This window comes from Micromonospora ureilytica (assembly GCF_015751765.1).
In the GTDB taxonomy this organism is placed as follows: Bacteria; Actinomycetota; Actinomycetes; order Mycobacteriales; family Micromonosporaceae; genus Micromonospora; species Micromonospora ureilytica.
On record NZ_JADOTX010000001.1, the window covers coordinates 2,770,052 to 2,796,281 of the forward strand.

Genomic DNA, 26,230 nt, shown 5'->3' on the forward strand with positions numbered 1-26,230 from the left:
GGTGACCCGGATCCGCCGGGACTGCCTGCGGTTCCACTCCACCCGCATGCCGTGCTTACGCCCCCGAACCCGACCTAGTTTCCGGCCGGCACCTGGTCGGTGATCTCGTCGTAGCCGACCGGCGCCGGCGCAGTGCCCGGCGCGTAGATCACGCGAAGGACACCCGTCGGGAACGCCTCCGAAGCCACAAGTCGCAGGTGGTACGCCGCATCGCCCTCGTCGAACAGCCTGCGGCCCTTACGCGCGGCCACCGGGTGCACCAGCAGGCGCAGTTCGTCGACCAGACCCGCGGCGAGCAGTTGCTGCACCACGGAGATCGACCCGGGGATGAGGATCCCCCGGACACCGGCATCGGCCTTGAGCGCGGTGACGGCGTCGAGGAGGTCCCCGTCGATCAGCTCCGAGTTGCGCCAGGAGAACTCCAGCGGCTGACGCGAGACGACGACCTTACGCATGTCGCCGAGCTGCTTGGCGAACGGCGCGTCCTCGCCACCGGCGGCCTCCCGGCCGGGCCAGGCCCCGGCGAAGCTGTCGTACGTCTCCCGGCCGATGAGCAGCACATCGGCGGCGTCATAGTCCTCGGTGACGGCGCGGCCCATGTTCTCGTCGAAGTACGGGAAGTGCCAGTCCGGGTCGATCTCGGCCACACCGTCGGCGGAGATGAACAGCGTGGAGATGACATTTGCCATCGCGGGGGCCCCTTCGAGTCGGGTGATGTCGGTGGATCGACCGGCGCATCATCCCAAACTCGACCGCCACAGACCCGTCCCGCCGCTGTATGTCGCACCCGTCTTTGGTCGGCTGGGCTCTCCGTGGTGCGGGCGGGCTCGGCGTGACGCCGAGCCCGCCCGTTCCGGGTCAGTCGATCTTGGTCAGACCGGGCGCTGCAGGGTCAGCAGACCCGGCCGGTACGGCAGCAGGCCGTAGTCGCCGCCGGAGCTGGGGGAACGACCCTGGTAGAGCAGTTGCAGGTTGCAGGCGTTGACGGTCATGGTCTGGTCGGCGTTGGTGCGCAGCAGCTCGCCATGGCTGATGTCGTTGGTCCAGGTGGCGCCGCTGTTGGCCTTACCGGCGAACGGGTTGCTCTCGCTGGTGGCCTGCGGGGTCCACGAACCGCCCAGGCTGGTGGCCGTGAACGAGCGGAAGTAGCGTCCCTGCGAGCCGATCGCCTCGACGATCATAAGATAGCGGGTCTGGCCCTGCAGCTTGTAGACCTGAACGGCCTCGAAGAGGTTGTTCGTCGAGTCGCTCATGATGGTCGTGTAGTTGCTGCCGAAGCTGCCCGGGAAGTTCCCGATCGGCATGCTCGCCCGGTAGATCTTGCCGTTGTCCCCGGCGAAGAACAGGTACATGTTCTGGTCGTCACCGATGACCGCCTGGTCGATCGGGCCGGTGCCCGAGCCGGTGATGCTTCCGCTGAACAGCGTCTGCGCCGCCGACCAACCGTTCGGGTTGGTCGGGTTGGTCGAGGTCCGGTAGGAGAACGCCGGCCCACCCCACTGGTAGGCGAGCACCCAGATGTTCTTCGGCGCGAAGTAGAACAACGACGGCGCGACTGTCGCGTTGTTCATCGCGTTCTGGCTGGCCGAGCCCATCTGCGAGTAGTTCGTGAAGAGGCCGAAGTTCATCGAGCCCCACCTGGTCCCGGTGTCGTGGGTGGTGGCGTAGACGAGCTGTTGGCCGTTGTAGGGGGCCACTGTGAAGTCCTTCAGCGACACCCAGCCCGACCTCGGCTGCGCCAGCGCTCCCGTCGACGACCAGCGGTACGACGACGGAAGGTTGCACGTCTCGGTCGGCGGATCGGTCGGCGGATCGGTCGGTGGGTCGGTCGGTGGGTCGGTCGGTGGGTCGGTCGGTGTCGTGCCACCGGTGCAGGTGACACCGTTCAGGGCGAAGCTCGTCGGTGCCGGGTTGCTGCCCGTCCACGACCCGTTGAACCCGAACGACACCGAGCCGTTGGTCGGGACCGCAGCGTTGTAGCTCACGTTCTTCGCCGTCACCGCGGCCCCGCTCTGCGTCAGCGTCGTGTTCCAGGCCTGCGTCACCGTCTGCCCGGCGCCGTACGACCAGGTCAACGTCCAACTGCTCAACGGATCACCCAGGTTCGTGACCGCCACGCTGGCGCCGAAGCCGCCCTGCCACTGGGACGACACGGCGTAGTTCACCGAACAACCCTGAGCCGCGGCGCCGGCCGGCAGCGCTGCGACAACTGTCGACGACACAAGTAAGCCGACGCCGGCCGCAACCAGACCGACATTGGTAGCCCTGGATCTGGTCATATAGCACCCTCCTCGCGGGATGGCGGCCTACACATTGGTGGTGGTCACTGCTCATGACTGATTGTGAGCGTTAACAGGCCGCGACAGGTATGTTACGGGAGCGCTCCCATACCCTCAACTACATCTATCCCTGGTTCTCACCCACGGTCGGCTCTCCCGGTGCGGCTGGCCCGGGAGCGGCGCTCCTCAGACGACGGTGAGGGTGAGGACGCCGAACTGATTGGCCCCCTGCACGTAGTGCGGCAGATAGAGCTTCCACGTCACCGTCAGCTCGCGCCCGGCACGCATCGAGGCCGGCACCTCGGCGACCATCTCGAACACGGCGCTGCCACCGGCGGGGACCTGCGTGAGCGCGCGGCAGTTCAACCGGTACAGCTGGGCCGAGTTCACCGCGTCGTCTGTCGCGTCGCCGAGAGAGAACCGTTCCATGAGGTACCCCGGGCACGGGTCCAGCGCGAGGGCGCCGTCGGTCGGGTTGCCGAGCGTCACCCGGAAGGTGAGCCGCGACCCGGCGACGGCGGTCGTCGGCCCCTGGACAGCGACGGTGAGCTTCTCGAGCGGCGAGGACGGAGGCTTCGACACCGTCACCGGCTCGGTGAACGCGCTCGCGGACAGCGTCCCCCGCACGCGGGGGTTGACCCCCTCCCCCCGCGGACAGCCCGGACGCTCGTCGGCGGTGACCGGTGCGCGCAACCTGCCGCCGTCGTGCGGCAGCTCGATCGCGAGCTCCAACGACCCCTTCACGGTCTGACAGAACGGTCCGGACCAGTCGAGGCGCAGGCTGGCGTGGCCGCCGGCCGGCACGGCGACCACCCGGGTACGCCCCTCCTCGTTGATGCCGTGGGTGTAGAGCATCGGGATCTCACGCCCACCGGCGAGCATGGTCGTGGGCACCTCGCCCTGCAGCGTGCACTCGACGGTCGACGAGTTCCGCACGTCCACTTCGCCGATGAGCTTGCCGATGGCGGCGTCGAAGCCACGAGGCGTCTCACCGCCGGTGCCGGGCCGCGTCCAGGTGGTGAGCCGGCCGGTCAGCTGCTCCGCCCGGCACGGCTTGCTGCCGGTGGCTGGCTTCCTCGGCGCGGCAGGGCGGCCGTTGAGGTCCTCGCCGGTGATCCTCAGGTCGGCCCAGGGCACGCTGCCGTCGGCGAGCAGTTCGGTGGGCACCGGATCCGCCGCCGTCGGGGTCGTGCGACCCGGCCGGGTGTTCGGCGCGGCGCACCCCACCGCCACGGCGAGGACGATCAGCAGTGGCACCAGTAGTCGACGCATGCGGTCACCCTCACACGAACGGACCATGCCTGCCCTGAGTAGCCGTGCTCAGCGCGGATCAGGGCCGGGTGGCCTCGGCCGTGTCGACGATCGCGACGGGAGTGCCAAGCTCGACGGTACGGGAGACGGTGCACAACCGATCGTGTGACTGCTGCAACGACCGGGGCAGCGCCGCGCGGGCCTGGTCACCGTCCGCGCCGTCGGGGAACGTCACTGTGAACTCGACCCGCAGGTTCCGCATCCGGTTTCCGCCGGCCTCGTCCCGGACCTTGTCACCGGTCACGGCGACGGCGAACTCGGTCGGCTCGGCGCGGCGGCTGGTGATGTGGTCCACGTCCACCGCGGTGCAGCCGCCGATGGCGGCCAGCAACAGCTCCACCGGCGTGAAACTGGCGTCCTCGCCCGCGCCCAGCGACACCGAGCCGCCACGGACATTCCGCACGACGTAGTTGCCCAGGCTGGTGCGCTCGATCTCCACCGAGCGGAAACTGTCCTCAGTCATGACAGGAAAGCTACCCACACTTCCCGGCTCAAACGTCAGCTTCGACAGCGAAGGTGTTGCCATCCGGGTCCTGGAACCAGGCGATGCGCCCACCACCTGCCCGCGCGGTGATTCCCTTGGCGTCGTGGGTCAACTGCTCGTAGCGGATGAACTCGACGCCGGACGAGGAGAGTTCGTCGACGATCTGGTCGATGTCGTCGACATACCACGTCGCCAGTGTTGCCGGAGTCTTCCCGGCGGTGACCGACTGGAACACGTTGAGCGCCGGGCCACCACCGGAACCGTAGACGCGGCCGCCGTCGACGACTGTCGCGCTCGGCCCGGACCGCAACGCCGGTAGACCCAGTTTGCCTTCGTAGAACGCGACCGCCGCCGAGATGTCCGACACGGCGACCGACGCTCTCAGGTGATGCGCGCTCAAGGGCATGAACCAGCTTGGCACAGGTGCGCGGCTCACCGGCCGGCAGGACGATCACGAGTACATGAGATGCAGTGTCATCCCGGCATCGGCGTGCGCCAGATTGTGGCAGTGGTTGGCCCACATTCCCGGGTTGTCGGCCCGGAACGCCACCTCCCACACCTCGCCCGGACGGACGTCGAACGAGTCCAGCCACAGCGGGCCCCCGGTCGCCGGCTTTCCGTCACGGGCCAGCACCAGGACGTGGTGGCCGTGCAGGTGCCACGGGTGCACGATCTGCGACCGGTTGACGATCGTGAACCGCACGACGTCGCCCAGGCGTACGACCTGCGGTGGGATGTCCGGGTCCGCCGCGCCGTTGACGGTGTGGGCGTACCTCGGCAGGAATGTGCGCAGATCGAGGCCGCGGTCGAGGACGAGGGTGAACGTCTTGTCGAACCGGGACCACGGCGCCGGAGCGGTCGCGCCGTAAGCGAGCGGATCGAGCACCGGCCAGGCGCCGGTCGCCGTCGACACCGGGCCGGTCGAGTAGACCGCCCGGCCGTCGACGAACAGCGCCACCGGGGTCGCCGACGCGTCGAAGACCAGGTCGTAACGGCCCCCGGCCGGGATCAGCACGGCGGTGTCCACCAGTGGCGTCGGGCCCCGCAGGTCGACGCCGTCGATCGCGGCCACCCGGAACGCGGTCCCGGCCAGGGCGTACCGGTGCGTCGTGCTGTCGGTGTTGATCAGTCGTAGCCGCACCGGCACGCCGGCCTCGACCCGCTCCACTCTCGGCGCGGGCAACTGACGGCCCGCCAGGGTGTGCACCGGCACTGTGACGTCGAGGCCGGTCACCGGGCCCGGTCGCACCACCAGCACACCGTAGAGACCCATCCGCACGCCGACATCCGAGGCCGAGTGCGTGTGGTACCAGTACGTCCCGGCCTGGTCGGCGCGGAACCGGTAGACGAACTCCTGCCCGGGCCGCACCGCCGCCTGCGTCACCCCGGGCACCCCGTCCTGATCGTTCGGCACGTCGTACCCGTGCCAGTGCAGCGTGACGCCGCGCCCGATGTCCCGGTTGCGCAACGTCACCTCCAGGACGTCGCCGACGGTGGCGGTCAGCTCCGGCCCGGGTACCTGCCCGTTGAACGCCCACGCGTCGACGTCCCGGCCACCCGCGTCCACGGTGGCGGTGCCGGCGGTCAGTGTGAACCGCCGGGTGGGTTCGTCGGCGATCCGGGTCGCCGGAAAACCATGATCATGCGGTACGGCGGGAGCGGCGCCCGGGGCGACGGTCAGCCCGGTTCCGGTCACCAGCGCGCCGACCGCCACCCCGAGGGCCACCCGGGACGCCGTCCGGGACGGGCGCGCGCCGAGAGCACGTGCCGAGATCACCGTCGCCGTCACGACACCGGCGACCGCGAGCAGCCCCGCCCCGGCCGACGCCGGGTAGCCGTGCAGGATCGTCACGAGCAGGGCGCCGCTCGTGGCGTACCCGGCGAAGAGCAGCGGAACCGCGACGGCCCGGATGTCAACCGGGACCCGCAGCAACCGCGGACCTGCGACGCCCACCGCCGCCAGCGACAGCGGGCCCGCAATCAAGATCTTTTCGGCGGCGAACCACCAGCCGGCGCGGGCGAGCGCGGTGATCGTGATCGCGCGGGCGAGCGTGGCGAGCAGCGCGCCGGCCGCCAGCGCCAGCGCCAGCGGACGCCGCCGGACGGCGGACGCCGCGCCAGCACCCAGCCAGCCGGCGACCGCGAGGACCGCGATCACGAGATCGGCCACGAGCAGCGACCCGGTGGTCATGCCGGCTCCCCTTCCCGGGTGACCAGCCGACCCGCGCCAGCCGGCACCGGGACGGCCAACTGTCGCGCCCCCCGATGGACGCCGACCACGACGTGGACCGCGATGATTCCGTTGAGCGCGTGCAACCCACCGATGGTCAGGCCGAGCGGGGTGCTGACACCCGACGCGTCCGTGAACGCCTCGGCGAGCATGGCGATGAGCGGTTGGAGGACGACGAGGCCGATCGGCAGGATCGCCAGCCCGATGAGCCTTCCCGGCGCCTTCGCCAGCGCGGCGAACACGGCGGTGAGCACTGTGAGGACCGGGATGACCGCCATGCCGTTGACGCTGTGCAGCGCGTACGCGTCGTCGCCGGTGGGTCTCGTGAACCCGCCAACGGCCGCGAAGACGAACTGCAGGGCGAACGCGACGAGCGACAGGACGCTGACGATGACGAATGCCTTGCGCATGGGGTTACCTCCTAGAGGCGCGCCGAGGCGAGAGCCCTGGCGACATGGTCGGTGGCCGTGATCGCCCCGAACGCGACCAACCGCACGAGGTCGGCGTCGGCCGGATGGGAGAGCCGCCAGAGAGCGACGTCGCCCGGGCTGATCGCGCCGGGCGCGAACGCCGCCAGCAACGCGATCCGCGTTGCGATGCGGTCCCGGCCCGGCACATCCCGGACCAGGTCGACGGCCCAGTCCGCGGGCCGGGCCGGGAACCGGCCGTCCTCCCAGCGCACAGTGGCCGTCACGGTCTGGCGTGCCACGTCGCCCAGCAGGTCCCCACCCCGGGTGGCGGCGTTCCGCAACGCCGCGTAGGCGACGCCCACCGGGCTGTCCCCCGCCCACGCCGGAGGTGACGCCGTCGCGTCGGCGTCGAGGAGCGGGAGGCTTCGGCCGGGCTCCTTCGGCTCCCGGGCCGCCTTGGCGTAGAGCCGGCCCCCGACCGAGCGCACCAGTGGGGACCGTTGCAGGCCGCCGGGGAGCAGATCGCTGTCGAGCAACGCCGAGACGACCCGGTTGATGAAGTGGAAGGCGAGCAGGGTGCCGGTGATCTCCGGGCGGTACGGGCTGGTCCAGTCGGCGGCTCCGGGGCTACGGCTCGCCTGCGCCCATCCGACGAGCTGGGCGTGCCTCGTCTCGGGCGGTGTCTCGCCCCGGGCGACGGCCTCGGCCAGCCTCGGCGCGCCCAGCGCGTGCAGCAGCAGCACGTGGGCGTCGACGCAGAACTGACAGCGGTTGGTCCGGGACACCGCGGCCGCGACGAGTTCGCGGTCGACCCGGGGCGCGTCCCCGGCCAGCAGCGCCTCCCGCATCAGCGCCCAGGTGGCGGCCAGCACATCCGGCACGACGGAGAGCGCCTGGAAGGTCGGCAACGGCCCGAGAAAGTCGTCACGCAACTGTTGGTAGACCGCCGCGGTGCGGCCGGTGGCCGCCCTCGTCGGTGTGGGGGTGAAGAAGCGGTATGTCATGGCTCGATGCTTGTTCCGGCAAGCCGGGAAAACGTCGCGCCGCCGCAGACACTTGCCCGCCGCTCATACCGCGTCCGTGGTACGCCGCAGGTACCACGCGCGCAGGATGCTCCACCGACGACGGCCGTTCTACAGTGCGACCATGCGCCGTGACCTCCCGTACGCCCTCGGCGGTCTCGCCCTCGGCGTCCTCCTACTCGGCAACGCCGTGCTCACCCCGGACGCCGCCACGGTCGAGGTGCTCGACGTCGCCCTGGTCCTGGCCACGGTGGTGGCCCTGGCGGTGTGCCGGCGCCACCCGGTGGTGGCGCTCGGCGTGGTCACCGTCGCCATGCTGGCCGTTCACGTCCGGGTGCACCCCGGGGTGTCCGCCGCGTTCCCCGTCCTCTGCGCGGTCTACGTCAGCGCCTGGCAGGGACACCGGTCGGTCGCCGCCGTGGCCAGCCTCGCCTTCCTCGGTGGCTTCCTGGCCCACGACATCTCGATGGCGCCGGCCGGCCGACCAGGCCAGCTGGTCGCCGAGCGGACGGCCCTGCTGCTCGGCTGGTTCGTGGCGGCCAACGTCGCCGGGCTCGTCACGCGGCAACGCCAGGCGTACCTGGAGCAGGTCGAACAGCGGGCGACCGAGGCCGAACGCACCCGCGAGGAGATGGCGTTGCGGCGCGCCGGGGAGGAACGCCTGCGCATCGCCCGCGACCTGCACGACTCCCTGACCCACAGCATCTCGGTGATCAAGGTGCAGGCGGGGATCGCCGTGCACCTGGCCCGCAAACACGGCGAGGAGCCGTCGACCACGATGCTGGCGATCCAGGAGGCCAGCGGCGCCGCGATGCGGGAACTCCGCACGACCCTCGACGTCCTCCGCGCACCCACCGACGACGATCGCGTCGGGCTGGCCCGAGTGGACGAGCTGGCCGAGCGGACCCGCGCGGTCGGCGTACCGGTGCAGGTTACCGTCACCGGTCAGCGCGGGGAACTGCCCGACGAGGTCGACCAGGCCGGGTACCGGGTCATCCAGGAGGCCCTCACCAACGTGGCCCGCCACGCCGGCCCCGCGACCGCGCACATCCAGGTGGAGTACGCCCCGGCGGGGCTGACCGTCGCGGTCACCGACGACGGTCAGGCGTCGCCGGCCGAGCCCCTGACCCCGGGCGTGGGCCTACGCGGCATGCGGGAGCGGGTCAGCGCACTGGGCGGCACCCTGCGGACCGCCGCGCACGACGACCACGGGTTCACCGTACGGGCCACCTTCCCGCTGAACGGCCCGCGATGATCCGGGTGCTGATCGCCGACGACCAGGCGCTGATGCGAGCCGGTTTCCGGGCACTGCTCGACGCCGAGGACCACCTGGAGGTCGTCGGCGAGGCGAACGACGGCACCTCGGCCGTCCACCTGGCACGATGTCTGCGCCCGGACGTCGTCCTGATGGACGTGCAGATGCCGGGCCTCGACGGCATCGAGGCCACCCGGCGCATCGCCGCCGACCCCGACCTCGCCGCGATCCGCGTTCTCATCCTCACCAACTACGGGCTCGACTCCTATGTGTTCGCCGCCCTCCGCGCGGGGGCCAGCGGCTTTCTCCTCAAGGACGCCGACCCCGCCGACCTGCTGCACGCCGTCACCGTCGTCGCGCGCGGCGACGCGCTGCTCGCGCCGACGGTCACCCGCACACTGATCAGCGAGTTCGTGGCCGGCCCGCCGCCGCCCGTGCCGACGGCCGGGCGCGACGTGCTGACCGCCCGGGAGCAGGAGATCGTCGAGCTGGTCGCCCGCGGGCTGACCAACGACGAGATCGCCACGCGCATGGTGATCAGTCCGCTGACCGCCAAGACACACGTCAACCGGGCGATGACGAAGCTGTACTGCCGCGACCGGGCCCAACTGGTCGTGTGGGCGTACGAGTCGGGGCTGATCACGCCACGTCGCCGGTGATCGCGGTCTCCGAGAGCGAAGTCGATCGACCCCCCTTCGGAACATGAGGGAGGGTCGACGCACTAGCATTGCCGCCGTCCGCGACGGCTCTGCTGAATCGAGGCGACATGCGTTGGCTCCGTCGATTGCTGGGCGGTAGGCGAGTCCAGCTCGACCCGGGACGCCAGCAGGCGCTGCTGCACGACGTCCAGTCCCGGTACGGCCCCCACGCGCGGGTCCGGTTCAACGAGCAGGTCGACGCCCTCACCGGTTCGCTGGACAGCGACGACGGCCTGGTGGTGGCGACCCGGATCGTGAGTCAGGTCGCCGACGAGGCCCACGTGGACCTTCAGGCCCAGGCCCAGGAGATCCACCGACGGACGGGCCGACGGCTGCTGGTGCACCGCCGTAACTACCGGCCGCTGTGGAAGGAGGCGGGCCCAGCCCTGCGCTGGCCGCTGTTCGCGTTGCCGTGCGGCTTCCACCCGTACGCGCAGGTGGCCGCCGCCGTCACTGTGCTCGGTAATCGGGCGCCTCGGCTCGACCGGGTGACCGACCCGAACCCGCTGGTGACCCGGGTGTTCGAGGTGCTCGACCTGACCACCGCCGGCTGGGAGTACGGCCGGGTGCGGGTGGACACCGACGCCGCCACCCTGGCCGACCGACTGATCGTCAGTGCCGGGCAGGTCCTCGCGGCCATGGACGACCCGCCGCGACTGCCGCCCGCGGTCCGGGAGCTGATGCGTCGCAACAACACAGTCGCCGTGCACGACCCGGCCAGCGCACGGGCGGTCGGCGGGATCAACCTGGGCGCGCGGATGCGCGAGGAGTTCCTCGTCTGAGCGCCCGCGCCGGCGGCTACTGCTCGGGGCGCCGACGGGCGAGATGCACTATGACGTCGGCGGAAAGCTCGACCGTCGCGGGTAGGACCTGCTCGATCTGGCTGAAGACCTGCTCCTGCTTCGGGGTCGGCAGCGCGAGATACGCCGAGATCGTCGACAGGTGTCCGACGTAGTCGCGCGCGCTCATCGTCAGCCGCCGCTCGATCACGGTCTGCCGCACATCGGTGAACCATTCGGAGCGCTGGAGTTCCGTTCCCGGCCACTGCATGGCCTGCCCCGGGGGCGTGCCGTCGGGAGAGGGGATCTCGTCGCTCTCCAGGAAAGGCACCCGGGCGGCGCAGACAGCGTCCGCCACCGCCGGGTCAACCAGCTGGGTTGGTCCGCCGAACGAGGCGAACACCCCGCCGGGTTCCAGCAGCGCGGCCACCCGTGACCATCGGCCATCCGGTGTCGTCCAGTGCAGTGCCGCCGCCGCGTAGACCAGGTCGTATTTCGCGCCGGGCCGCAGGTCCTCGAAGGAGGCCCGCACGGTCTCGACGCCTGCCGGTACGTGCTTGCGCAGCTCCGCAAGCATGGCCTCGTCCGGCTCGGTCGCCGTGACAGTGACGCCCGCTCCCGCGAACAGCCGGGTCGCCTTGCCGGTTCCGGCGCCGATCTCCAGTGCCGTCCGAATCGGCCGATCCGCATAGCTCAGGACCAGGTCGACAAGCTCGGCGGGGTAGCCCGGTCGGTACCGTTCGTATTGCTCCGCCACCATCCCGAAGCTCAGTGCGCGAGCAGGCATGGCGACAATCCTGTCACCACTCGCGTCGCGATGCTCGATCTCGCCGATACGGCTTAGGCCCGCATACGCGAACTGGACCGCCTCGGTTGCACACCCGCTGGGGCGGTCCGCCGTTGGATGCGTAACCCTGCCTTCATGACGAAGATCGACCGTCGCGCCACTGCGTCACCTCGGTCGTCGAGCTGGTACCCGTCGAGCCAGATCCACTCGTCGTAGGTGATCCAGTCGAGTACGCGGATCACGCGGAACCGGATGGGGCGGATGAACTGCACGCTGGCTTCTCGCCCCACGATCAACAAGTCGCCGGCCTTCATGCGAGCCAGCCGAGAAACCTGCGGTGCACAGCGTCGGCGGGAGCCCAGGACATGTCCTGCGTAGCTGCCACCAGGTGCAATCCCAGGTAAATCCGGAGAGCCACCGGCGAGGTGGCGTACTCCCCCAGCAGCTCCGCGCGGCGTGTGGGACATGGCCAAGGGCGCTCGCAGGCCTCGCACAGCCACAGCGGGAGGACCGGTCCGTGTGCGCTCATCAGCTCTCACCTGGCCAGTGGCCCCGGTTGATCGGGATCTTGTGTCTGGCGCGACACGGCAGCTCGTTTCCGCATTTGCAGACGTTCCGCCACTTGATCCACGACCACACCGGCTTATGCCTGCGAGCCAGGGTCAGGGCTACGGCCGTCAGATACTCCGCGAAAGTGACGCGTCGGGTCATTCACCCATGGCATCACGGGGAGTTGCACGAAGGCAACCCCCGTAGGGGTTGTCCCTCCCAGTTTGTCCTGAGGCAATCCCCAGGGCTCATACCGTCAGATCGTGGAGCTGCTTGGGCTGGATGAGATCCGCGACTTGCTTGGTGGGATCAGCAAGCAGCGCGCCACGATCATCGTGGGCCGCAAGGGATTCCCCGACCCCCTCGCCACCTTGAGCATGGGCCGCGTCTGGGATGGCAAGGCTGTTCGAGCTTGGATCGCCAAGAACCGCCCCAGCCCGACGGACGAGGACTGACGCCAACTCGGGCCAGAACGCAGAGCGCCCCCGGCACGAGGAAGTCTCAGTCTGACTTCAGACCGTCCGGTGCCGGGTGGGTGAGGCGCTTCGGCTCTAGCGTGCCGGTTCTCGTGGCACACGACAGGACAACTGCGCGCAACCGCTTGCCCACCCGCTGAACGCCGCTCGACCATGTGCTCATGGGGCCGGAGCGTCGTTTCATCCTCGGGGTCGACGTGGGCACCACCGCAGTGCGGGCGGGCGCGTTCGCGCTGGACGGCTCCGCCCGACACGTCCGGACGCGGGCGTACCCGCTGCTCCAACCGCTGCCCGGCTGGCAGGTACAGGACCCCGACGTGCTGGTAGCGGCCACCCTGGCAGCGGTGTCCGACTGTGTCGCCGACACCGCCGGGGCGGAGGTCGTCGCCCTCGCGCTTAGCTCCCCGAGGTACGGCGTGATCGGGCTGGACGAGACACTCAGCCCGGTGACGCCGCTGCTGACCGGGCGTGACACGCGGTCCGCGGAGGTGGCCCGTGACCTGCGGGTCTCCGGGCAGAGCCGGGAGCTGCACCGGCTTACCGGCACGCCAGTGCACCCGGGAAGCCCGCTCTGCAAACTCCTGTGGTTCGCCCGCCACGAGCCGTACCTCTGCACCGCGACGCGGTGGTGGATCGGCCTGAAGGACTACCTGGTCCATCGGCTGACCGGAACGTTGGTGACCGAGCTGTCGTCGGCGTCCGGCACCGGCCTGTTCGACGTCCACCGTCGGGTGTGGAGCGCGGGCATACTCGACCTCGTCGGGGTGTCCGGCAGGCAACTACCTCCGGTCCTGCCCACGACAGGCGTTTTGCGGCTCTCCTCGGCGGCCGGGCAGGCCGTCGGCCTGCCGTCCGGCACACCTGTCGTCGTGGGCGCGGGTGACGGTCCGTCGAGCAGCCTGGGCATGGCGGCGATCGACAGCACCGTCGCCGGTCTGACGCTCGCGGCCACCGGGGCCCTGCGGACGGTCGTCGCGGCTCCGCTCGTCGACCCGGCGGAGACCTTCTCCTGCGCTGCACTGACCGAGGACGCGTGGGTTGTCGGCGAGACGGTCAACAACGGCGGCAACGTCGTACGGTGGGCCGGTAGCGCCCTCGAACCCGACAGTCGCCCGGCGTCCGATGACCAGCTCGCCGCGCCCGAACTCCTGGCTCTCGCCGAACGGATCGCCCCGGGAAGCGACGGACTGGTGATGCTGCCCTATCTGCTGGCCGACCGGGCCTCGGAGGGGGAATCGGGCCCGCCGGGCGCGTACCTGGGGTTGCGTAGCGAGCACTCTCGGGGTCACCTGGTACGGGCCGCCGTGGAGGGTGTCTGCCTCCAGCTCGGCGGCGTCCGTGACCGCCTGGCCGAGCTGACACCGGTCAGCAGCGTTCGCCTGGCCGGTGGCGCGTTCCGATCTCCGCTGTGGCGTGCGGTGATGGCCGCGGTCCTGGATTGCCCGGTGCGGGCGTCGAGTGTGGCCGACGATGTCGCCCTCGGCGCGGCCGCGCTCGGGCTCTTCGCCATCGGCCTGGCGCCCGATCTACCCGGGGCCGTCGCCCAGCTCGATCCCGAGGGCGCCCGCGCCGAGCCGATCGCGGTCGACAGTGCCCTCGCCGCGGCGTACCGCGGCCTGCGGACGAAACTGCCCGCGCTTCTCACGGTCGCGGGCCGGCTGGGTGAGATCCTCGACGCCGGCGCCGGCCTCAGTGCTCCGGCTCGTCCTTGACCTGCGCCACCAGCTGGGTCGGGTTGACGTAGCGCAGCGCGACGACGAGCAGGACCAGCATCATCGAGGTGTAGATGACCGCCATGGCGTCGACCGACTGCTGGGCCCTGATCCCGGACGCGGACATCGAGTAGTAGAGCGCCACCACCAGGGTCTGCGAGTCCGGCCCCGCGGTCAGGAAGGTGAGCTCGAACATGCCCACGGTCCGGACCAGCACGAGGATCGCGGAGGCGAGGATGCCCGGCACGAGCAGCGGCGTGAGGACCCGGAGGAACACCGTCCGCAGGCCCGCGCCGCACATGCGCGCCGCGCTCTCGATCCGCGGGTCGATCTGCTCGATGAACGGGGTCATGGTCAGGATGACGAAGGGCACCGACGGTACGAGGTTGGCGAGCACCACCCCGGACATGTGCCCGGCCAGGCCGAACTTGTAGAGGACTGTCGCCAGCGGGATGCCGTACGTGATCGGGGGCATCAGGATGGGCAGCAGGAACACGAGGAAGATCAGCCGTTTGCCCGGGAAGGAGCGCCGCGCGAGGGCGTAGGCGGCCGGCACGCCGATCACCAGCGAGAGGCCCACGACGAGTACGGAGACCTCCAGCGTCACGACGATGACCTGGAGGAGCGCGAACTCGTCCCAGGCGCGGGTGTACCAGCTGGTGGTGTAGCCGTCCGGGAGCCAGGTGTCGAACCAGCGCTGGCCGAACGAGCTGACCAGCACGGACGCCACGACGCCCAGCAGGTTGAGGAAGAAGAAGATGACGACGCCCCACACGATCCAGGCGGCCGGCCGCGCGACGATGCGCCGCCGCCGGTCGGTGCTGGTGGCGGGGGGCCGCGCCGGTGGCGCCTGGGTGGTCGTTGCCATCAGCCCTTGCCTCCGGTGGAGCCGGTGTAGAAGCGGCTACGAGCGGCCAGCACCACAGCTATGATGACCAGCTCGACGAAGCCCATGATCATGGCGATCGCCGACGCGTACGGGTAGTCGTACTGCTCGTAGGCCGCCTGGTAGGCGGCGAGGGAGATGACCCGGGTCTCCCCGGCCGGGTTGCCGACCAGGACCGCCGACGGGAACACGCTGAACGCCAGGACGAACGTCAGGCAGAAGGTCGTGGCGAGGCCGGGCATCAGCAACGGCAGGGTGATCCGGGTGAATCGGCGACGCCAGTCCGCGCCCAGCGTCGCGGCCGCCCGTTCCAGGGTCGGGTCGATGCCGGACAGGTACGAGAGCACCAGCAGGAACGCGAACGGGAAGCCGGTGATCACCAGCGAGAAGAACACACCCCAGTAGTTGTGGGTCAGCCGCACCGGCTCGTCGACGAGGTTGCTGGCCAGCAGGATCCGGTTGAACCAGCCGGTCGGGCCGAGGAAGTTCAGCAACCCCTGTGCGGTGAGGACAGTGCCGAGCGTGATCGGCACGACCAGCAGCGTGGTGACCAGCCGCTTGCCCCGGAACCGGCCGCGCATCCGGTAGGCGATCGGCACCGCGGCGAGGACGTTCAGGAGCGCGGCGGGCAACGCGATCCGCAGGGTGATCCAGATCGTGCCCCGCTCGTAGGAGTCGGAGAAGAACCGGGCGTAGTCGCTGAACGGCCCGCCCTTCGTCGGCTGGAACGAGAGCGTCAGCCCGTAGAAGAACGGGTAGAGGAACAGGGCGATGACGAAGACCAGGGCCGGGACCAGCAACCAGAGCTGACGATCGACGCCCCGTTCGGCGAGACGGTGGCGCCAGTGCGTCAGCGGCCTCCCGGCGCCGCTCACCGCGTCGCCGCCGAGGCGTCCGGGAGGCGGTCGGGCTGCGTCGACGCGTCGGCGGGATAGACGAGCAGCCGCTGCGGGTCGACGGCGAGCTTGACCTGGTCGCCGGGTGCGATCCGCTGCTCGGTCCGCAGGTGCAGCAGCAGCCCGGTGTCGGTGCGGGCCTCGGCCGCCAACTCGCGGCCCTGGTACTCCACCACCTCGACGGTCGCCGACATGGCGTTGCGGGTCTCGCCGGGCCCGTCGACGCGGATGTCCTCGGGGCGTACGGCGACCACGGCGTCCGCCCGGATCTGGAGGTCCCCCACCACCTCGCCGAGTAGGCGATGGCCGGACGCCTCGACGGTGGCCCGGTCGCCGTCGAGCTGCTCCACCCGCCCCCGCCACAGGTTGCGGTAGCCCATGAAGTCGGCGACGTGCCAGTTCGCGGGCCGGGTGTGCAACTCGCGCGGCGAGCCGATCTGCTGCACCCGCCCCTCCCGCAGCACCACCAGCCGGTCGGCCAGGGAGAGCGCCTCCTCCTGGTCGTGGGTCACGTAGACGGTGGTGAGGCCCAGCGACTGGTGCAGCCGGCGAATCTCGGTCCGCATCTCCAGGCGTAGCTTGGCGTCGAGGTTGCTCAACGGCTCGTCCATCAACACCAGGGACGGCTCGAACACGACGGCGCGGGCGATGGCGACGCGTTGCTGCTGGCCACCCGAGAGCTGACCGGGCAGCTTGTCGACGTGGTCCTCCAGTCGCACCAGCCGCACCGCCTCCTCCGTCCGCCGGCGCGTCTCCTCCTTGGGCAGCCGCCGCATGCGCAGCCCGAAGGCGATGTTCGCCCGGACCGTCAGGTGCGGGAAGAGGGCGTAGCTTTGGAACACCATGCCGAAGCCGCGCCGCTCCGGTGGCAGCGTGTCGATGCGGCGTTCGTCCTGCCAGATGCTCCCCGCCGTCAACGGCAGGAGCCCGGCCAGGCAGTTCAACGCCGTCGACTTGCCGCAGCCGGACGGGCCGAGCAGGGCGATGAACTCCCCCGCCTCGATCGTCAGGTCCAGCTCGGTGAGCGCGGCCTGGCCGCCGAACCGGCGGGACACCCCGTCCAGCCGCAGCTGGGAGAAGGCGCTCATCCCTGCTTGACCTTCCCGCCGCCGACCTCGCGGTCCCAGCGGCTGAACGCCGCCACGAGGCTCTTAGCGTCGAGCGGGACCTCGGTCGGGTTCCCGGCGATCAGCGCGTCGTACTCGGGGCGGCCGAACTCCCGGATCGCGTCCTGGCTCTTCTGCGGCGCCGACGAGAGCTGGACCTCCTTGATCGCCGGGCCCGGGTAGAAGTAGCCCTCGTCGTACGCCTTCGCCTGCTGTTCAGGGGTGAGCATGAACGCCAGCAGGGCCAGCACCGCGGCCTGGGTGTCGGTCGACACGCCCTTGGGCAGGACGGCGTAGTGCGCGTCGGTGACCCAGTGGAAGCCGTCGATCGGGGTGATCCTGGCCTCCTTGGGCACCGTGCCGAGCACCCGCGGGTTGATGTCCCATCCGGTCGTGCTGACGATGAGGTGCGCGGTGCCGTTGGCGAGGTTCTTCATCGTCTCGGTGGTGCCCGACGGGTAGTAGTCGACGTACTGGCCCAACTCCTTGAGGAAGGCCCACGTCTTGTCCCATCCCGCGGTGGGGTCCTTGGGGTTCGAGTCGCCGAGGATGTAGGGCAGACCCATCAGGAACGTCCGCCCCGGGCCGGAGTTCGCCGGCCGGGCGTACTGGAACTTCCGGGGGTTGGCCCCGGCCCAGGCGAGCAGCGCGTCCGCGCTGGTCGGGGGCGAGGCGAGGCGGGACGGCAGGTATTCGAGCAGCGGACCCGACGGGTAGTAGGTCACGGTGACGCCCGCGTTGCCGGCGAGCTTCTGCATCGCGGCGGCCGGCTCCAGGTAGTTGCTCATGCCGCCGAGGCGGTCCTGGAAGGTCGGCAACACGTCGATCCAGAGCCCCTGCTCGATCCCGGCGGCCAGGCCGTCGACGCCGGTCAGCACGAGACCGATGTCCACCCGGTCCGCACCCTGCTGGGCCTTGATCTTTCCGGCCAGCTCGGGCGCCGGCGCCTTCGAGTAGGTCACCCGGGAGATCACGTCGGGGTTCTTCGAGACGAACTCGTCGATCATCGCCTGGGTCAGCTGGAGGTTGCCCGCCACGTCGAGGACGTTGAGCGTGACGGCCTTACCGGGCCGCTGTGGCACCTCGCCGGTGCTGTCGCCGGTGGTGTCGCCGGGGGCCTCGGGCGCACCACACCCGACCGCGCCCACCAGGAGCGACGATGCCGTACCCAGGAGAGCGCCGCGCCGCGAGATACCCATGAGCCGTTCCCTCCGCCAGGTGTCATCCCCGCTGATTGAGGCAGCCGGCGCGCCGCGGCGGCAACGGGTTGCCATGTATTGCCTCGCGCGAATGCGATCGGGCCGCTGGATTGTTGCGGGGGCATTGCCGAGTATTCACCGCCGCCATACCATGATCACGGCGCGTTGCCGGGAGGAGCATGAAGATGCCCGACCACATCAGGCCGCCGGGACAGCGAGTCACGATCTACGACGTCGCCCTCGAGGCGGCCGTCTCACCGTCCACGGTGTCCCGCGCCTTCTCCCGACCGAGTCGCGTCAACTCCGAGACCGCCGAGCGGATCCGGCAGGTCGCCGAGCGGCTGGGCTACCGGACCAACCCCCTCGCGCGTGCCCTCACCACGTCCCGCACGCAGATGATCGCGCTGGTCATCGCCGACATCACCAACCCGGTGTACGCGGAGATCGTGCGCGGCGCGCAGGAGGCGGCGACCGACGGCGAATACACCATGGTGCTGATCGACGCCCAGGAGTCCGACCGGCTGGAACGGGTGGCTGTGGAACGCACCATGTCGACGGTCGACGGCATCGTGCTGGCCAGCAGCCGGATGTCCGACTCGGCCATCCGGATGATCGCCAAGCAGCGGCCGGTGGTGGTCCTCAACCGGGCTCTCGCCGACGTGCCCTGCGTCGTCACGGACGACCCCCGTGGGGTGCGGCGGGCCGCCGAGCACCTCGGCGAGCTGGGGCACGACCACATCACCTACGTGGCGGGTCCGCAGGCGTCCTGGCCCAACGGCATCCGCTGGCGCTCGCTGCTCGAGGCGGGCATGGAGTTGGAGATCAAGGTTCGCCAGATCGGGCCGTTCAGCCCCACCATGGCGGGCGGTGAGCGGGCCGCGCAGGAGCTGTGTGCACGTCCCGCGACGGCGGTCCTCGCCTTCAACGACCAGATGGCCATCGGGATCATCCGCGGTCTCAGCCGGATGGGCGTCAACGTACCGGGCGACGTCAGCGTCGTGGGCTTCGACAACATCCTCGCCGCCGACATCGTCACTCCTGGGCTCACCACCGTCGCGGCACCGCTCTACGCGGAGGGCTCGGCCGCGGCCCGGCACCTGCTCACGATGATCGAGGGGGCGCCCGGGCACACCGGCCGGCCGATGGTCCTGCCGGTACGCCTCGTCGTCCGCGGCTCGACGGCCGCGCGCAACCCGAGCCCCGGTCGCGCCCGACCACAGTGGCCGCGGCAGCGGACCGCGCCCGACCCGGCGGCCCGCCTGCTCTGAGGCCGCACGGCCCCGCGACAAGAAACGACAACTCGTTGCCGCGGCGCTGCCGCGCCGGGAAGGATCGACGCGCATCCATCCAGCAACGTCGTTGCGCTCGCGGGACGGGCCGAACGGCGTGCCCAGCGGACGAACGAGGAGATGGCGATGAACCGAGCTTCGGTGCCCCGGCTACGGCGAACCCTCATCGTGCTGGGCACGGCCCTCGCCACCGTCGCGGCCACCCTCACGGTCGCCACCACCGCACCGGTGGCAGCGGCCCCGTCGTCGCCGGACGACTACAGCGGCTCCGACCTGTGGCTGCGATATGTGCCTGTCGACGACGCGAAGCTGCTGCAGGACTACCGCCGCGCGGCCACGGCGATCGTGGTCGAGAACGCCGACGCCACGAAGGTCCACCGGCACACGACGGACCTCGCCATGGCTCCCGGTTCCGGTGAGAAGCTCGTCGAGACCACGCTGGGCGCCGCCCGGGACGAGCTGGTACGCGGCCTGGGCGGGCTGCTCGGTCAGCCGACACCTGTGACGACGGCCGACGCCGGCACGGTCCCGGACGGCGCGGTCGTGGTGGGCACGCCGACGAGTTCGCCGCTGATAGGCCGCACCATTGCGGCCCGCGACCTGGCCAAGGTGGGCGACGAGGGTTTTCTCGTCCGCTCGGTGTCGAGGGGCAGGGCGCGGTTCACCGTCATCGCCGGCAACAGTGACCTCGGCGCGCTGTACGGGACCTTCGCCTTCCTCCGGCTCCTGCAGACCCAGAAACCGATCGACCACCTCCGCGTCGCCGAGTCACCGAAGATCAAGCATCGGTTGCTGAACAACTGGGAGACCGAGCGGCTCTACGCCGGCAACAACGCCTCCGGAATCGGCGGGCTGAACGGCGAGAGCGGGGCCATCTTCAACTTCGCCGCGACCGGTGCCAGCGCCGGCCGGAACCTGCCCGTCATTCTCGACCGCTACCTCGTCATGGCCCGCGCGTTGGCGTCGCTGGGCATCAACGGCATCACCATCAACAACGTCAACGCCGACAACGCGTACCTGACGAGCGCCCGCATCGCGCAGGAGGCTGCCCTCGCCGACGCGCTGCGTCCGTACGGCATCAGGTTGGGCCTGTCGATCCGCTACACCGCGCCCACCGACAGCCGGTTCGCGCCGGACACGCTGACCAACAGCCAGCTCGACCCGTACGGCGCGGATTTCCGGGGCTGGTGGCACCGCCGCGCCCAGCAGATCCAGGCCGCGATCCCGGACTTCATGGGACTCACCGTCAAGGCCAACTCCGAAGGTCAGCCGGGGCCACAGGACTTCGGGTACGACCACGGTGACGGCGCCAACGCCATCGCCGCCGCAGTGGCGCCGCTCGGGATGACTGTGCACTGGCGGACGTTCGTCTACAACGCTGAGGTCGACAACGACCGGCTCAAGCGGGCCTACCTGGAGTTCGGGCCGATCGACGACGAGGTCCAGCCGGACGGCAGCCGGGGACGCTTTGCCGACAACGTGTTCCTGCAGACCAAGAACGGGCCACTGGACTTCCAGGCCCGGGAGCCCATCCACCCGATGTTCGGCCGGATGGAGAACACCAACCAGGCCCTGGAACTCCAGATCACACAGGAGTACACCGGCCAGAACTGGATGCTGGCCTACCTCGGCCCGATGTACGAGGAGATCCTCAAGACCGACACGTACGCGACCGACGCGAACGGGAAGCTGCTGAAGAAGCGCCTGGTCGGCAACATCGTCGACGGGACCGCCCAGCACCACCCGGACACCGCCATCGTGGGTGTCGCGAACCTCGGCAACGCGGACAACCTGACCGGGCACCATTTCGGCCAAGCGAACCTCTTCGCGTTCGGCCGTCAGGCGTGGGACTGGACGCTCGACTCGACGGACATCGCGACCGACTGGACGCGGATGACCTGGAGCAACGACCGGCGCGTCGTCGACACCATCCGCGCGATGATGATGGGGTCGTGGGAGTCGCTGGTCAGCTACCAGACGCCGCTGGGCATCGGCCACCAGTTCGCCGAGGGCGTCCACTACCGTCCCGACCCGGCCGACTGGGCGGGCCGCGACGACTGGAGCCCGATCTACTACAACAAGGCCGACAGCGTCGGTCTGGGCTTCGACCGATCCCCCACCGGCAGCAACCTGGCCGCCCAGTACTTCCCCCGGTTGCAGCAGCGCTACGGGAACATCAAGTCGGTCCCGGAGAACCTGTTGATGTGGTTCCACCACGTGCCGTGGGGTCATCGGATGGACAGCGGCCGGACGTTCTGGGACGAGCTGGTCTACCGCTACCAGATGGGCGTCCAGTACGTGACCTGGATGCGGGAGACCTGGGAGACGCTCCAGCCCGACATCGACGCACGCCGGTTCACGGAGGTACGCGCCAAGCTGGCGGTCCACGAGGCCGACGCCGCCGACTGGCGGGACACCTCGGTGAACTACTGGAAGGAGTTCAGCGGGCGGGACATCCCGGTCGACGACGCGCCGCTGTCGGCGAAGATCGTCGTGAACGGGAAGACGTTCGGCGGCTTCAACCTGTCGGACGCCTCGTACACCATCCCGGTGCCGGCCGGGGCGTCGCCGACCATCACCAAGGTACGGACGGCCGACCGGAAGGCCCGCTACGAGATCGTCTCCCAGGCGTCCGCCGTACCCGGTCAGGCGGTCGTCAAGGTCACGACCGAGAGCTTCTTCGGCCCCCTGGTGAAGAACTACGTCTTCAACCTGGTGCCCGACACGACGCTGACGACCCTGCGTGTCGACGGCAAGCGCCTGGCGTCCTTCTCACCGACGGTGCTGCGCTACAACGCTCTCCGGCCGGCCGGCACCACGACCGTGCCGACGGTCACCGCCAGCGCCGCGGACCCCGCCGCCTCGGTCGCTGTCGAGCAGGCGACCAGCCCCACCGGGCAGGCTCGGGTCACCGTCACGAACGGCGGGGCCTCGTCGGTCTACACCGTGGACCTGAACACCACAAGCGCGGGCAGCGACGAGTTCGACTCGACCCAGCTCGGCCCGCAGTGGCAGTGGGTCCGGCCGGACGAGAGCACCCGGCGTCTGGCCGACGGGTCCCTGGTCATCACCGCCCAGCAGGGCGACCTCCAGGGCAACGCCAACACTGCGAGGAACCTCGCCCTCCAGGACGTCGACGGCGACTGGACGGTCGAGTCCAGGGTTGTCTTCTCCCGCCCACTCGCCACCAACAACGAGCAGGGCGGTGTTCTCGGGTACGCGGACGACAACAACTACGTGAAGCTCGCCTGGGAGATGGGCAACGCGACAGCGGCCGTCAACAAGACCCGGATCGTCTTCCTGCGCGAACAGAACGGCACGGCGTCGACCCTGGAGATCACCGGTGCCGACGCCCAGCGCATCGTCGGGGCCGACGGCGCCATCTGGCTCCGACTGACCAAGATCGGGGACAGCTACCGCGCCTACTACTCCATTGACGGAAGCGTCTACCGCTACATCGGCTCCACGACGCTGAACGTCGAGTCGACGAAGGCCGGCCTGCTGGCCTTCAACCGGGCCGGCACCTCCACCGACCTCGACGTCGCCTTCGACTACTTCCGGATCGAGAGCCGCGGCGAGCGCATCCGCTAGCCCGAACGTGGCCGGGTCCGGTGATACGCCGGACCCGGCCACCGTGCGGCTCGATGGATTGCACCGAAAGCCGCGACCGGGCCCGTCCCCAGCTGGGACGGGCCCGGTCGTGCTCCCCCGAGCGGGATTCGTTGCCGTCAGCCCCCGATCGCGATGGCGAAGACGTGCATGGTCGGCACGTTCGTGGCGGGCCGGGCGCTGATGTTGGGCAACACGACCGAGGCCACCGCCTTGCTCTGCAACGCGACACCCACGTAGTAGATGCAGGCGGCGGTGGCCTGGCGGCCGTTGTTGGGCCGGTTCTGGTACGCGGACACGATGGCCGCGGTGCCGCCGGAGTGCGGCCCGCCGTACCAGTCGGGCGTGCCCAACGTGAACGTCTGGCGGGTGCCGTCGGCGTAGACCACAGTGCCGGTCCCGGTCACCGCGCCGTAGGTGCCGGTGAGCAGGAAGCCGAGCGTGCTGCCGGTGCCGGTCACGCCGATGGTCTGGCCCGAGGCGATGGCGTTGTCGGCGGCCCCGGAGCTGACGTTGGGCCAGCGGAAGTTGACCCCGTTGCGGCTGATCGTGCCGCCCGGGCTCGCGCCGGCCGCCGCCAGGGCCTGCGCGGAGAGCGAGGCCCCGCCCCCGTCGAAGTTTCCGACGTTGGTGTTGCTGTCGCTGGTGATGCCGACGTTGCTGAAGCTCTGCTCCAGCGTCGGTGTGGCGACACCGGAACTGGTGACCCGGTAGGTGCGTCCGGCCTGCACGGTGACGTCGATCAGGTCGGAGTCGATCCGGGTGGTCCGGGCCGCCGTACCGTCGGAGGTGTCGACCACCGTGACGGTGCCGGTCAGGATCCGGGACCGCAGGCGGACGGTGCCGGCCCGGTCCGGTCGGACGAGGATCTCGGTGGCCACGCCGCTCGCCCACGTGATGCCGACCGTGTGCCCACCCCGACCGCGCAGGCCGGTCACCCGTCCGCTCGGCCAGGCCGGCGGCAGCGCGGGCAGGACGTGCAGTTCACCGGTGTGGCTCTGCAACAGCATCTCGGCGATGCCGGCGGTGGCACCGAAGTTGCCGTCGATCTGGAACGGCGGGTGCAGGTCGAACATGTTGGGCGCGAGCCGCGCGGTGGTGGCGAGGTAGCGGATCAGGTCGTGGGCCCGCTTGCCCTCCTCCATCCGAGCCCAGAAGTTGATTTTCCAGGCCAGCGACCAGCCCGTTCCGTCGTCGCCGCGCAGCGCCAGGGTCCGCCGGGCCGCCTCGAACAACTGCGGGGTGCCCCGCTTGGTGATCTGGTTGCTGGGCGCCAGCCCGTACAGGTGCGAGATGTGCCGGTGGTTGGGCTCGGTCTCCACCCAGTCGTAGAGCCACTCCATGATGTTGCCGCGCGAGCCGATCTTCATGGGCGCGAGCCGGTCGCGGGTGGCGCGAACCTGCGCCCGGAAGGTGCTGTCCACGTCGAGGATCTCGCTCGCGCGGGCGACGCCGTCGAACAGGTCCCGCAGGATCTGGTTGTCCATCGTGGGGCCGGCGCACACGCTGGCGTTCGAGTGGTGGCTCAGCTCCGGCGAGTTCGACGGGTTGGTCACCAGGTAGCCGAGGGTCGGCTCGGTCACCAGGGTGTTGAGGAAGAACTGCGCGGCACCCTTCATGGCCGGGTAGTTGGTCCGCAGGAACTCGATGTCGCCGTTGAACAGGTAGTGGTCCCAGATCAACGTGGACAGCCAGGCGCCGCCGGTCTGCCACATGCCCCAGAACGCGCCATCCACCACCGCTGTGGCCCGCCACGCGTCGGTGTTGTGGTGGGTGACCCAGCCGCTGGCGGCGCCGTACTGCACCTGGGCGGTCCGCGCTCCGGTGACGGCGAGGTCCCGGACCATGTCGAAGACCGGGTTGTGGCACTCGGCCAGGTTCGTGGTGTTGGCCGGCCAGTAGTTCATCGGCAGGTTGGCGTTGATCGTGTACTTCGAGTCCCAGGAGGGGGCCAACGAGTCGTTCCAGATGCCCTGGAGGTTGGCCGGCTGGGTGCCGGGCCGCGACGACGAGATCAGCAGGTACCGCCCGAACTGGAACAGCAGCGCCGAGAACTGCGGGTCGTTGACGCTGTTGTGCTGGGCGATCCGGACGTCCGTCGTCTGGTCGGCCGCGGACGTACGGCCCAGATCGAGGGTGACCCGGCCGAACAACGCCTGGTAGTCGGCCACGTGCCGACTGCGCAGCTGGTCGTAGCTGCTGGCCCGCGCGGCGGTGAGGCGCTGTCGGGCGATGCCCTGGTAGTCGCCGCCGACGTTGCGGTAGTTGACGTAGCTGGAGCCGATGGAGACCAGCAGGGTCACGCTGTTGGCGTTCGTCACCCGCAGGGTGCCACCGGAGCTGGACACGCTGCCGCCGCTGACGGTGGCGTTGGCCAGGGCCAGGAAGCGCACCGCGCCGGTGATGCCCTCCATGTTCCCGGAGATGCCCTCGAGGCCGATCGTGGTGCCGTCCGGGCTGGAGACCGTGGTGCGCTGCGGGCTGTCGAAGGTGGCGGTGAAGCTGATCGAGCCGGTCCGGTCGGCGGTCAGGCGAATCGCGATGACCTGGTCGGGCGCGCTGGCGAACACCTCCCGCTGGTGACGAACGCCGTTGAGCACGTACGTCGTCGTGACGGTGGCGGTGGTCAGGTCGAGCGTCCGGTTGTGCTGGGAGGCTCCGCTGGCGGATCCGAAGGCGAGCCGGAGGTTGCCGACGGTCTGGTAGGCCAACTGGCCGCCGGGATTGCCCATCATGGTCTGGTTGATCAGATCCTGGGCCTGGGTCCACTGGTTCGCGTTGACCAGCCGCCGGATCTCCGCGAGCGCTCCCGCCCCTCTGGTGTTGCTGGGGTCGTGGGGCCCACCGGCCCAGACGGTGTCCTCATTGAGCTGAAGTCGCTCGGTGTCGACGTTACCGAAGACCATGGCGCCGAGCCGGCCGTTACCGATCGGAAGCGCCCGCAGCCAGTCGGTGCCGGCCCCCTCGTCGTACCAGAGGGCAAGGTCCCCGGCGGCCAACACCTGCGGCGGCGCCACCGAGTCCGCCTTGGCCACGGCGGTCCAGGGCACCGGCAGGAGAGCGCCGCCCGCGCCGGCCGCGCCGATCTTGAGGGCCTGCCGTCGGGTCAGGTCTGACATCGATCCTCCAAACGGTGACCAGTCCGGCCACCCCGAAGCGTGACAACTATGGGACTCGACATGGGGATCCGCGAGCCAGACATCTGATGTGTTTCGGGAAGGTTACTCCGGGGCCACAGAATAGGCAACGGTCG

General features: G+C 70.2%; 22 protein-coding genes. 7 read left to right on the forward strand and 15 right to left on the reverse strand.

The window, feature by feature from the left end; translation table 11 throughout:
* Window positions 1-74 precede the first annotated feature (74 nt).
* From IW248_RS12370 to IW248_RS12405, 8 genes are all read right to left on the reverse strand, one after another.
* Window positions 75-689, reverse strand: coding sequence for a dihydrofolate reductase family protein (locus tag IW248_RS12370; protein WP_196927100.1), 615 nt, complete (start codon window positions 687-689; stop codon window positions 75-77).
* Window positions 690-872: 183 nt separating this feature from the next.
* A complete protein-coding gene (locus IW248_RS12375) occupies window positions 873-2,279 on the reverse strand; it encodes a glycoside hydrolase family 62 protein (RefSeq protein ID WP_196927101.1) in 1,407 nt (468 codons plus the stop codon).
* Between the two features lie 186 nt (window positions 2,280-2,465).
* Complete coding sequence (locus IW248_RS12380; RefSeq protein ID WP_196927102.1) at window positions 2,466-3,551, reverse strand: hypothetical protein; 1,086 nt, start codon at window positions 3,549-3,551, stop codon at window positions 2,466-2,468.
* A gap of 58 nt (window positions 3,552-3,609) precedes the next feature.
* Complete coding sequence (locus IW248_RS12385) at window positions 3,610-4,053, reverse strand: OsmC family protein (RefSeq protein ID WP_196927103.1); 444 nt, start codon at window positions 4,051-4,053, stop codon at window positions 3,610-3,612.
* Window positions 4,054-4,081: 28 nt separating this feature from the next.
* Window positions 4,082-4,480: a VOC family protein gene (locus IW248_RS12390; protein ID WP_124821119.1), complete on the reverse strand. Its 399-nt coding sequence runs from the start codon at window positions 4,478-4,480 to the stop codon at window positions 4,082-4,084.
* A gap of 45 nt (window positions 4,481-4,525) precedes the next feature.
* Entirely contained in the window at window positions 4,526-6,265 is a 1,740-nt protein-coding gene (locus IW248_RS12395) for a multicopper oxidase family protein (protein ID WP_196927104.1), read from the reverse strand.
* On the reverse strand, window positions 6,262-6,714 hold the full coding sequence (locus IW248_RS12400; RefSeq protein WP_196927105.1) for a DUF6220 domain-containing protein: 453 nt from the start codon (window positions 6,712-6,714) through the stop codon (window positions 6,262-6,264). Before IW248_RS12400 ends, IW248_RS12395 begins: the two co-directional genes overlap by 4 nt.
* A gap of 11 nt (window positions 6,715-6,725) precedes the next feature.
* Window positions 6,726-7,718 carry a carboxymuconolactone decarboxylase family protein gene (locus tag IW248_RS12405; RefSeq protein WP_196927106.1) on the reverse strand — a complete coding sequence of 331 codons (993 nt, stop codon included), beginning with the start codon at window positions 7,716-7,718 and terminating at the stop codon, window positions 6,726-6,728.
* Between the two features lie 142 nt (window positions 7,719-7,860).
* Between IW248_RS12405 and IW248_RS12410 the strand changes: the two genes are divergently transcribed.
* The 3 genes from IW248_RS12410 to IW248_RS12420 all read left to right on the forward strand — a co-directional run bounded on the left by IW248_RS12410 (window position 7,861) and on the right by IW248_RS12420 (window position 10,471).
* Window positions 7,861-8,991 carry a sensor histidine kinase gene (locus tag IW248_RS12410; RefSeq protein ID WP_231396286.1) on the forward strand — a complete coding sequence of 377 codons (1,131 nt, stop codon included), beginning with the start codon at window positions 7,861-7,863 and terminating at the stop codon, window positions 8,989-8,991.
* Complete coding sequence (locus IW248_RS12415) at window positions 8,988-9,650, forward strand: response regulator (RefSeq protein WP_196927108.1); 663 nt, start codon at window positions 8,988-8,990, stop codon at window positions 9,648-9,650. Before IW248_RS12410 ends, IW248_RS12415 begins: the two co-directional genes overlap by 4 nt.
* 107 nt (window positions 9,651-9,757) lie before the next feature.
* Complete coding sequence (locus IW248_RS12420; protein ID WP_196927109.1) at window positions 9,758-10,471, forward strand: hypothetical protein; 714 nt, start codon at window positions 9,758-9,760, stop codon at window positions 10,469-10,471.
* Between the two features lie 16 nt (window positions 10,472-10,487).
* Here the strand turns inward: IW248_RS12420 and IW248_RS12425 are convergent, their stop codons facing one another.
* Both IW248_RS12425 and IW248_RS12430 read right to left on the reverse strand, forming a co-directional pair.
* Window positions 10,488-11,255 carry a class I SAM-dependent methyltransferase gene (locus tag IW248_RS12425; protein WP_196927110.1) on the reverse strand — a complete coding sequence of 256 codons (768 nt, stop codon included), beginning with the start codon at window positions 11,253-11,255 and terminating at the stop codon, window positions 10,488-10,490.
* A gap of 53 nt (window positions 11,256-11,308) precedes the next feature.
* Complete coding sequence (locus IW248_RS12430) at window positions 11,309-11,569, reverse strand: hypothetical protein (RefSeq protein ID WP_196927111.1); 261 nt, start codon at window positions 11,567-11,569, stop codon at window positions 11,309-11,311.
* Between the two features lie 498 nt (window positions 11,570-12,067).
* Between IW248_RS12430 and IW248_RS12435 the strand changes: the two genes are divergently transcribed.
* Together IW248_RS12435 and IW248_RS12440 are read left to right on the forward strand one after the other, a co-directional pair.
* On the forward strand, window positions 12,068-12,259 hold the full coding sequence (locus tag IW248_RS12435; protein ID WP_196927112.1) for a hypothetical protein: 192 nt from the start codon (window positions 12,068-12,070) through the stop codon (window positions 12,257-12,259).
* Window positions 12,260-12,441: 182 nt separating this feature from the next.
* Window positions 12,442-13,992, forward strand: coding sequence for a gluconokinase (locus IW248_RS12440; protein ID WP_196927113.1), 1,551 nt, complete (start codon window positions 12,442-12,444; stop codon window positions 13,990-13,992).
* On the opposite strand, the gene IW248_RS12445 is transcribed toward IW248_RS12440, so the two are convergent.
* The 4 genes from IW248_RS12445 to IW248_RS12460 are packed head-to-tail and all read right to left on the reverse strand — an operon-like array spanning window position 13,970 to window position 18,079.
* Window positions 13,970-14,860 (reverse strand): ABC transporter permease, encoded by an 891-nt coding sequence (locus tag IW248_RS12445; RefSeq protein ID WP_196927114.1) that lies wholly within the window; start codon window positions 14,858-14,860, stop codon window positions 13,970-13,972. The two genes, IW248_RS12440 and IW248_RS12445, sit on opposite strands and share 23 nt — an antisense overlap.
* The gene (locus IW248_RS12450; RefSeq protein ID WP_167493079.1) at window positions 14,860-15,753 is read right to left on the reverse strand and encodes an ABC transporter permease; all 894 of its coding nucleotides are present in this window, start codon (window positions 15,751-15,753) and stop codon (window positions 14,860-14,862) included. The genes IW248_RS12445 and IW248_RS12450 overlap by 1 nt, the downstream gene beginning before the upstream one ends.
* A complete protein-coding gene (locus IW248_RS12455; protein ID WP_196927115.1) occupies window positions 15,750-16,862 on the reverse strand; it encodes an ABC transporter ATP-binding protein in 1,113 nt (370 codons plus the stop codon). Before IW248_RS12455 ends, IW248_RS12450 begins: the two co-directional genes overlap by 4 nt.
* Window positions 16,859-18,079 (reverse strand): ABC transporter substrate-binding protein, encoded by a 1,221-nt coding sequence (locus IW248_RS12460; protein WP_196927116.1) that lies wholly within the window; start codon window positions 18,077-18,079, stop codon window positions 16,859-16,861. The genes IW248_RS12455 and IW248_RS12460 overlap by 4 nt, the downstream gene beginning before the upstream one ends.
* 185 nt (window positions 18,080-18,264) lie before the next feature.
* On the opposite strand from IW248_RS12460, the gene IW248_RS12465 reads away from it, so the two are divergent.
* Together IW248_RS12465 and IW248_RS12470 are read left to right on the forward strand one after the other, a co-directional pair.
* Window positions 18,265-19,347: a LacI family DNA-binding transcriptional regulator gene (locus IW248_RS12465; protein WP_196927117.1), complete on the forward strand. Its 1,083-nt coding sequence runs from the start codon at window positions 18,265-18,267 to the stop codon at window positions 19,345-19,347.
* A gap of 147 nt (window positions 19,348-19,494) precedes the next feature.
* Entirely contained in the window at window positions 19,495-22,959 is a 3,465-nt protein-coding gene (locus tag IW248_RS12470) for an alpha-glucuronidase family glycosyl hydrolase (protein ID WP_196927118.1), read from the forward strand.
* A 137-nt stretch (window positions 22,960-23,096) separates the two neighbouring features.
* Here IW248_RS12470 and IW248_RS12475 read toward each other — a convergent pair whose 3' ends face one another.
* A complete protein-coding gene (locus tag IW248_RS12475) occupies window positions 23,097-26,096 on the reverse strand; it encodes a glycoside hydrolase family 95 protein (protein WP_196927119.1) in 3,000 nt (999 codons plus the stop codon).
* Window positions 26,097-26,230 lie beyond the last annotated feature (134 nt).

Bases quoted from the DNA above. Each gene is read 5' to 3' on its own strand.
- IW248_RS12380 (WP_196927102.1), bottom strand. From the start codon at position 3,551: ATGCGTCGACTACTGGTGCCACTGCTGATCGTCCTCGCCGTGGCGGTG.
- IW248_RS12455 (WP_196927115.1), bottom strand. From the start codon at position 16,862: ATGAGCGCCTTCTCCCAGCTGCGGCTGGACGGGGTGTCCCGCCGGTTC.
- IW248_RS12370 (WP_196927100.1), bottom strand. From the start codon at position 689: ATGGCAAATGTCATCTCCACGCTGTTCATCTCCGCCGACGGTGTGGCC.
- IW248_RS12420 (WP_196927109.1), top strand. From the start codon at position 9,758: ATGCGTTGGCTCCGTCGATTGCTGGGCGGTAGGCGAGTCCAGCTCGAC.
- IW248_RS12410 (WP_231396286.1), top strand. From the start codon at position 7,861: ATGCGCCGTGACCTCCCGTACGCCCTCGGCGGTCTCGCCCTCGGCGTC.
- IW248_RS12405 (WP_196927106.1), bottom strand. From the start codon at position 7,718: ATGACATACCGCTTCTTCACCCCCACACCGACGAGGGCGGCCACCGGC.
- IW248_RS12465 (WP_196927117.1), top strand. From the start codon at position 18,265: ATGCCCGACCACATCAGGCCGCCGGGACAGCGAGTCACGATCTACGAC.
- IW248_RS12430 (WP_196927111.1), bottom strand. From the start codon at position 11,569: ATGAAGGCCGGCGACTTGTTGATCGTGGGGCGAGAAGCCAGCGTGCAG.
- IW248_RS12400 (WP_196927105.1), bottom strand. From the start codon at position 6,714: ATGCGCAAGGCATTCGTCATCGTCAGCGTCCTGTCGCTCGTCGCGTTC.
- IW248_RS12470 (WP_196927118.1), top strand. From the start codon at position 19,495: ATGAACCGAGCTTCGGTGCCCCGGCTACGGCGAACCCTCATCGTGCTG.
- IW248_RS12460 (WP_196927116.1), bottom strand. From the start codon at position 18,079: ATGGGTATCTCGCGGCGCGGCGCTCTCCTGGGTACGGCATCGTCGCTC.
- IW248_RS12425 (WP_196927110.1), bottom strand. From the start codon at position 11,255: ATGCCTGCTCGCGCACTGAGCTTCGGGATGGTGGCGGAGCAATACGAA.
- IW248_RS12390 (WP_124821119.1), bottom strand. From the start codon at position 4,480: ATGCCCTTGAGCGCGCATCACCTGAGAGCGTCGGTCGCCGTGTCGGAC.
- IW248_RS12375 (WP_196927101.1), bottom strand. From the start codon at position 2,279: ATGACCAGATCCAGGGCTACCAATGTCGGTCTGGTTGCGGCCGGCGTC.
- IW248_RS12415 (WP_196927108.1), top strand. From the start codon at position 8,988: ATGATCCGGGTGCTGATCGCCGACGACCAGGCGCTGATGCGAGCCGGT.
- IW248_RS12445 (WP_196927114.1), bottom strand. From the start codon at position 14,860: ATGGCAACGACCACCCAGGCGCCACCGGCGCGGCCCCCCGCCACCAGC.
- IW248_RS12440 (WP_196927113.1), top strand. From the start codon at position 12,442: ATGGGGCCGGAGCGTCGTTTCATCCTCGGGGTCGACGTGGGCACCACC.
- IW248_RS12395 (WP_196927104.1), bottom strand. From the start codon at position 6,265: ATGACCACCGGGTCGCTGCTCGTGGCCGATCTCGTGATCGCGGTCCTC.
- IW248_RS12475 (WP_196927119.1), bottom strand. From the start codon at position 26,096: ATGTCAGACCTGACCCGACGGCAGGCCCTCAAGATCGGCGCGGCCGGC.
- IW248_RS12385 (WP_196927103.1), bottom strand. From the start codon at position 4,053: ATGACTGAGGACAGTTTCCGCTCGGTGGAGATCGAGCGCACCAGCCTG.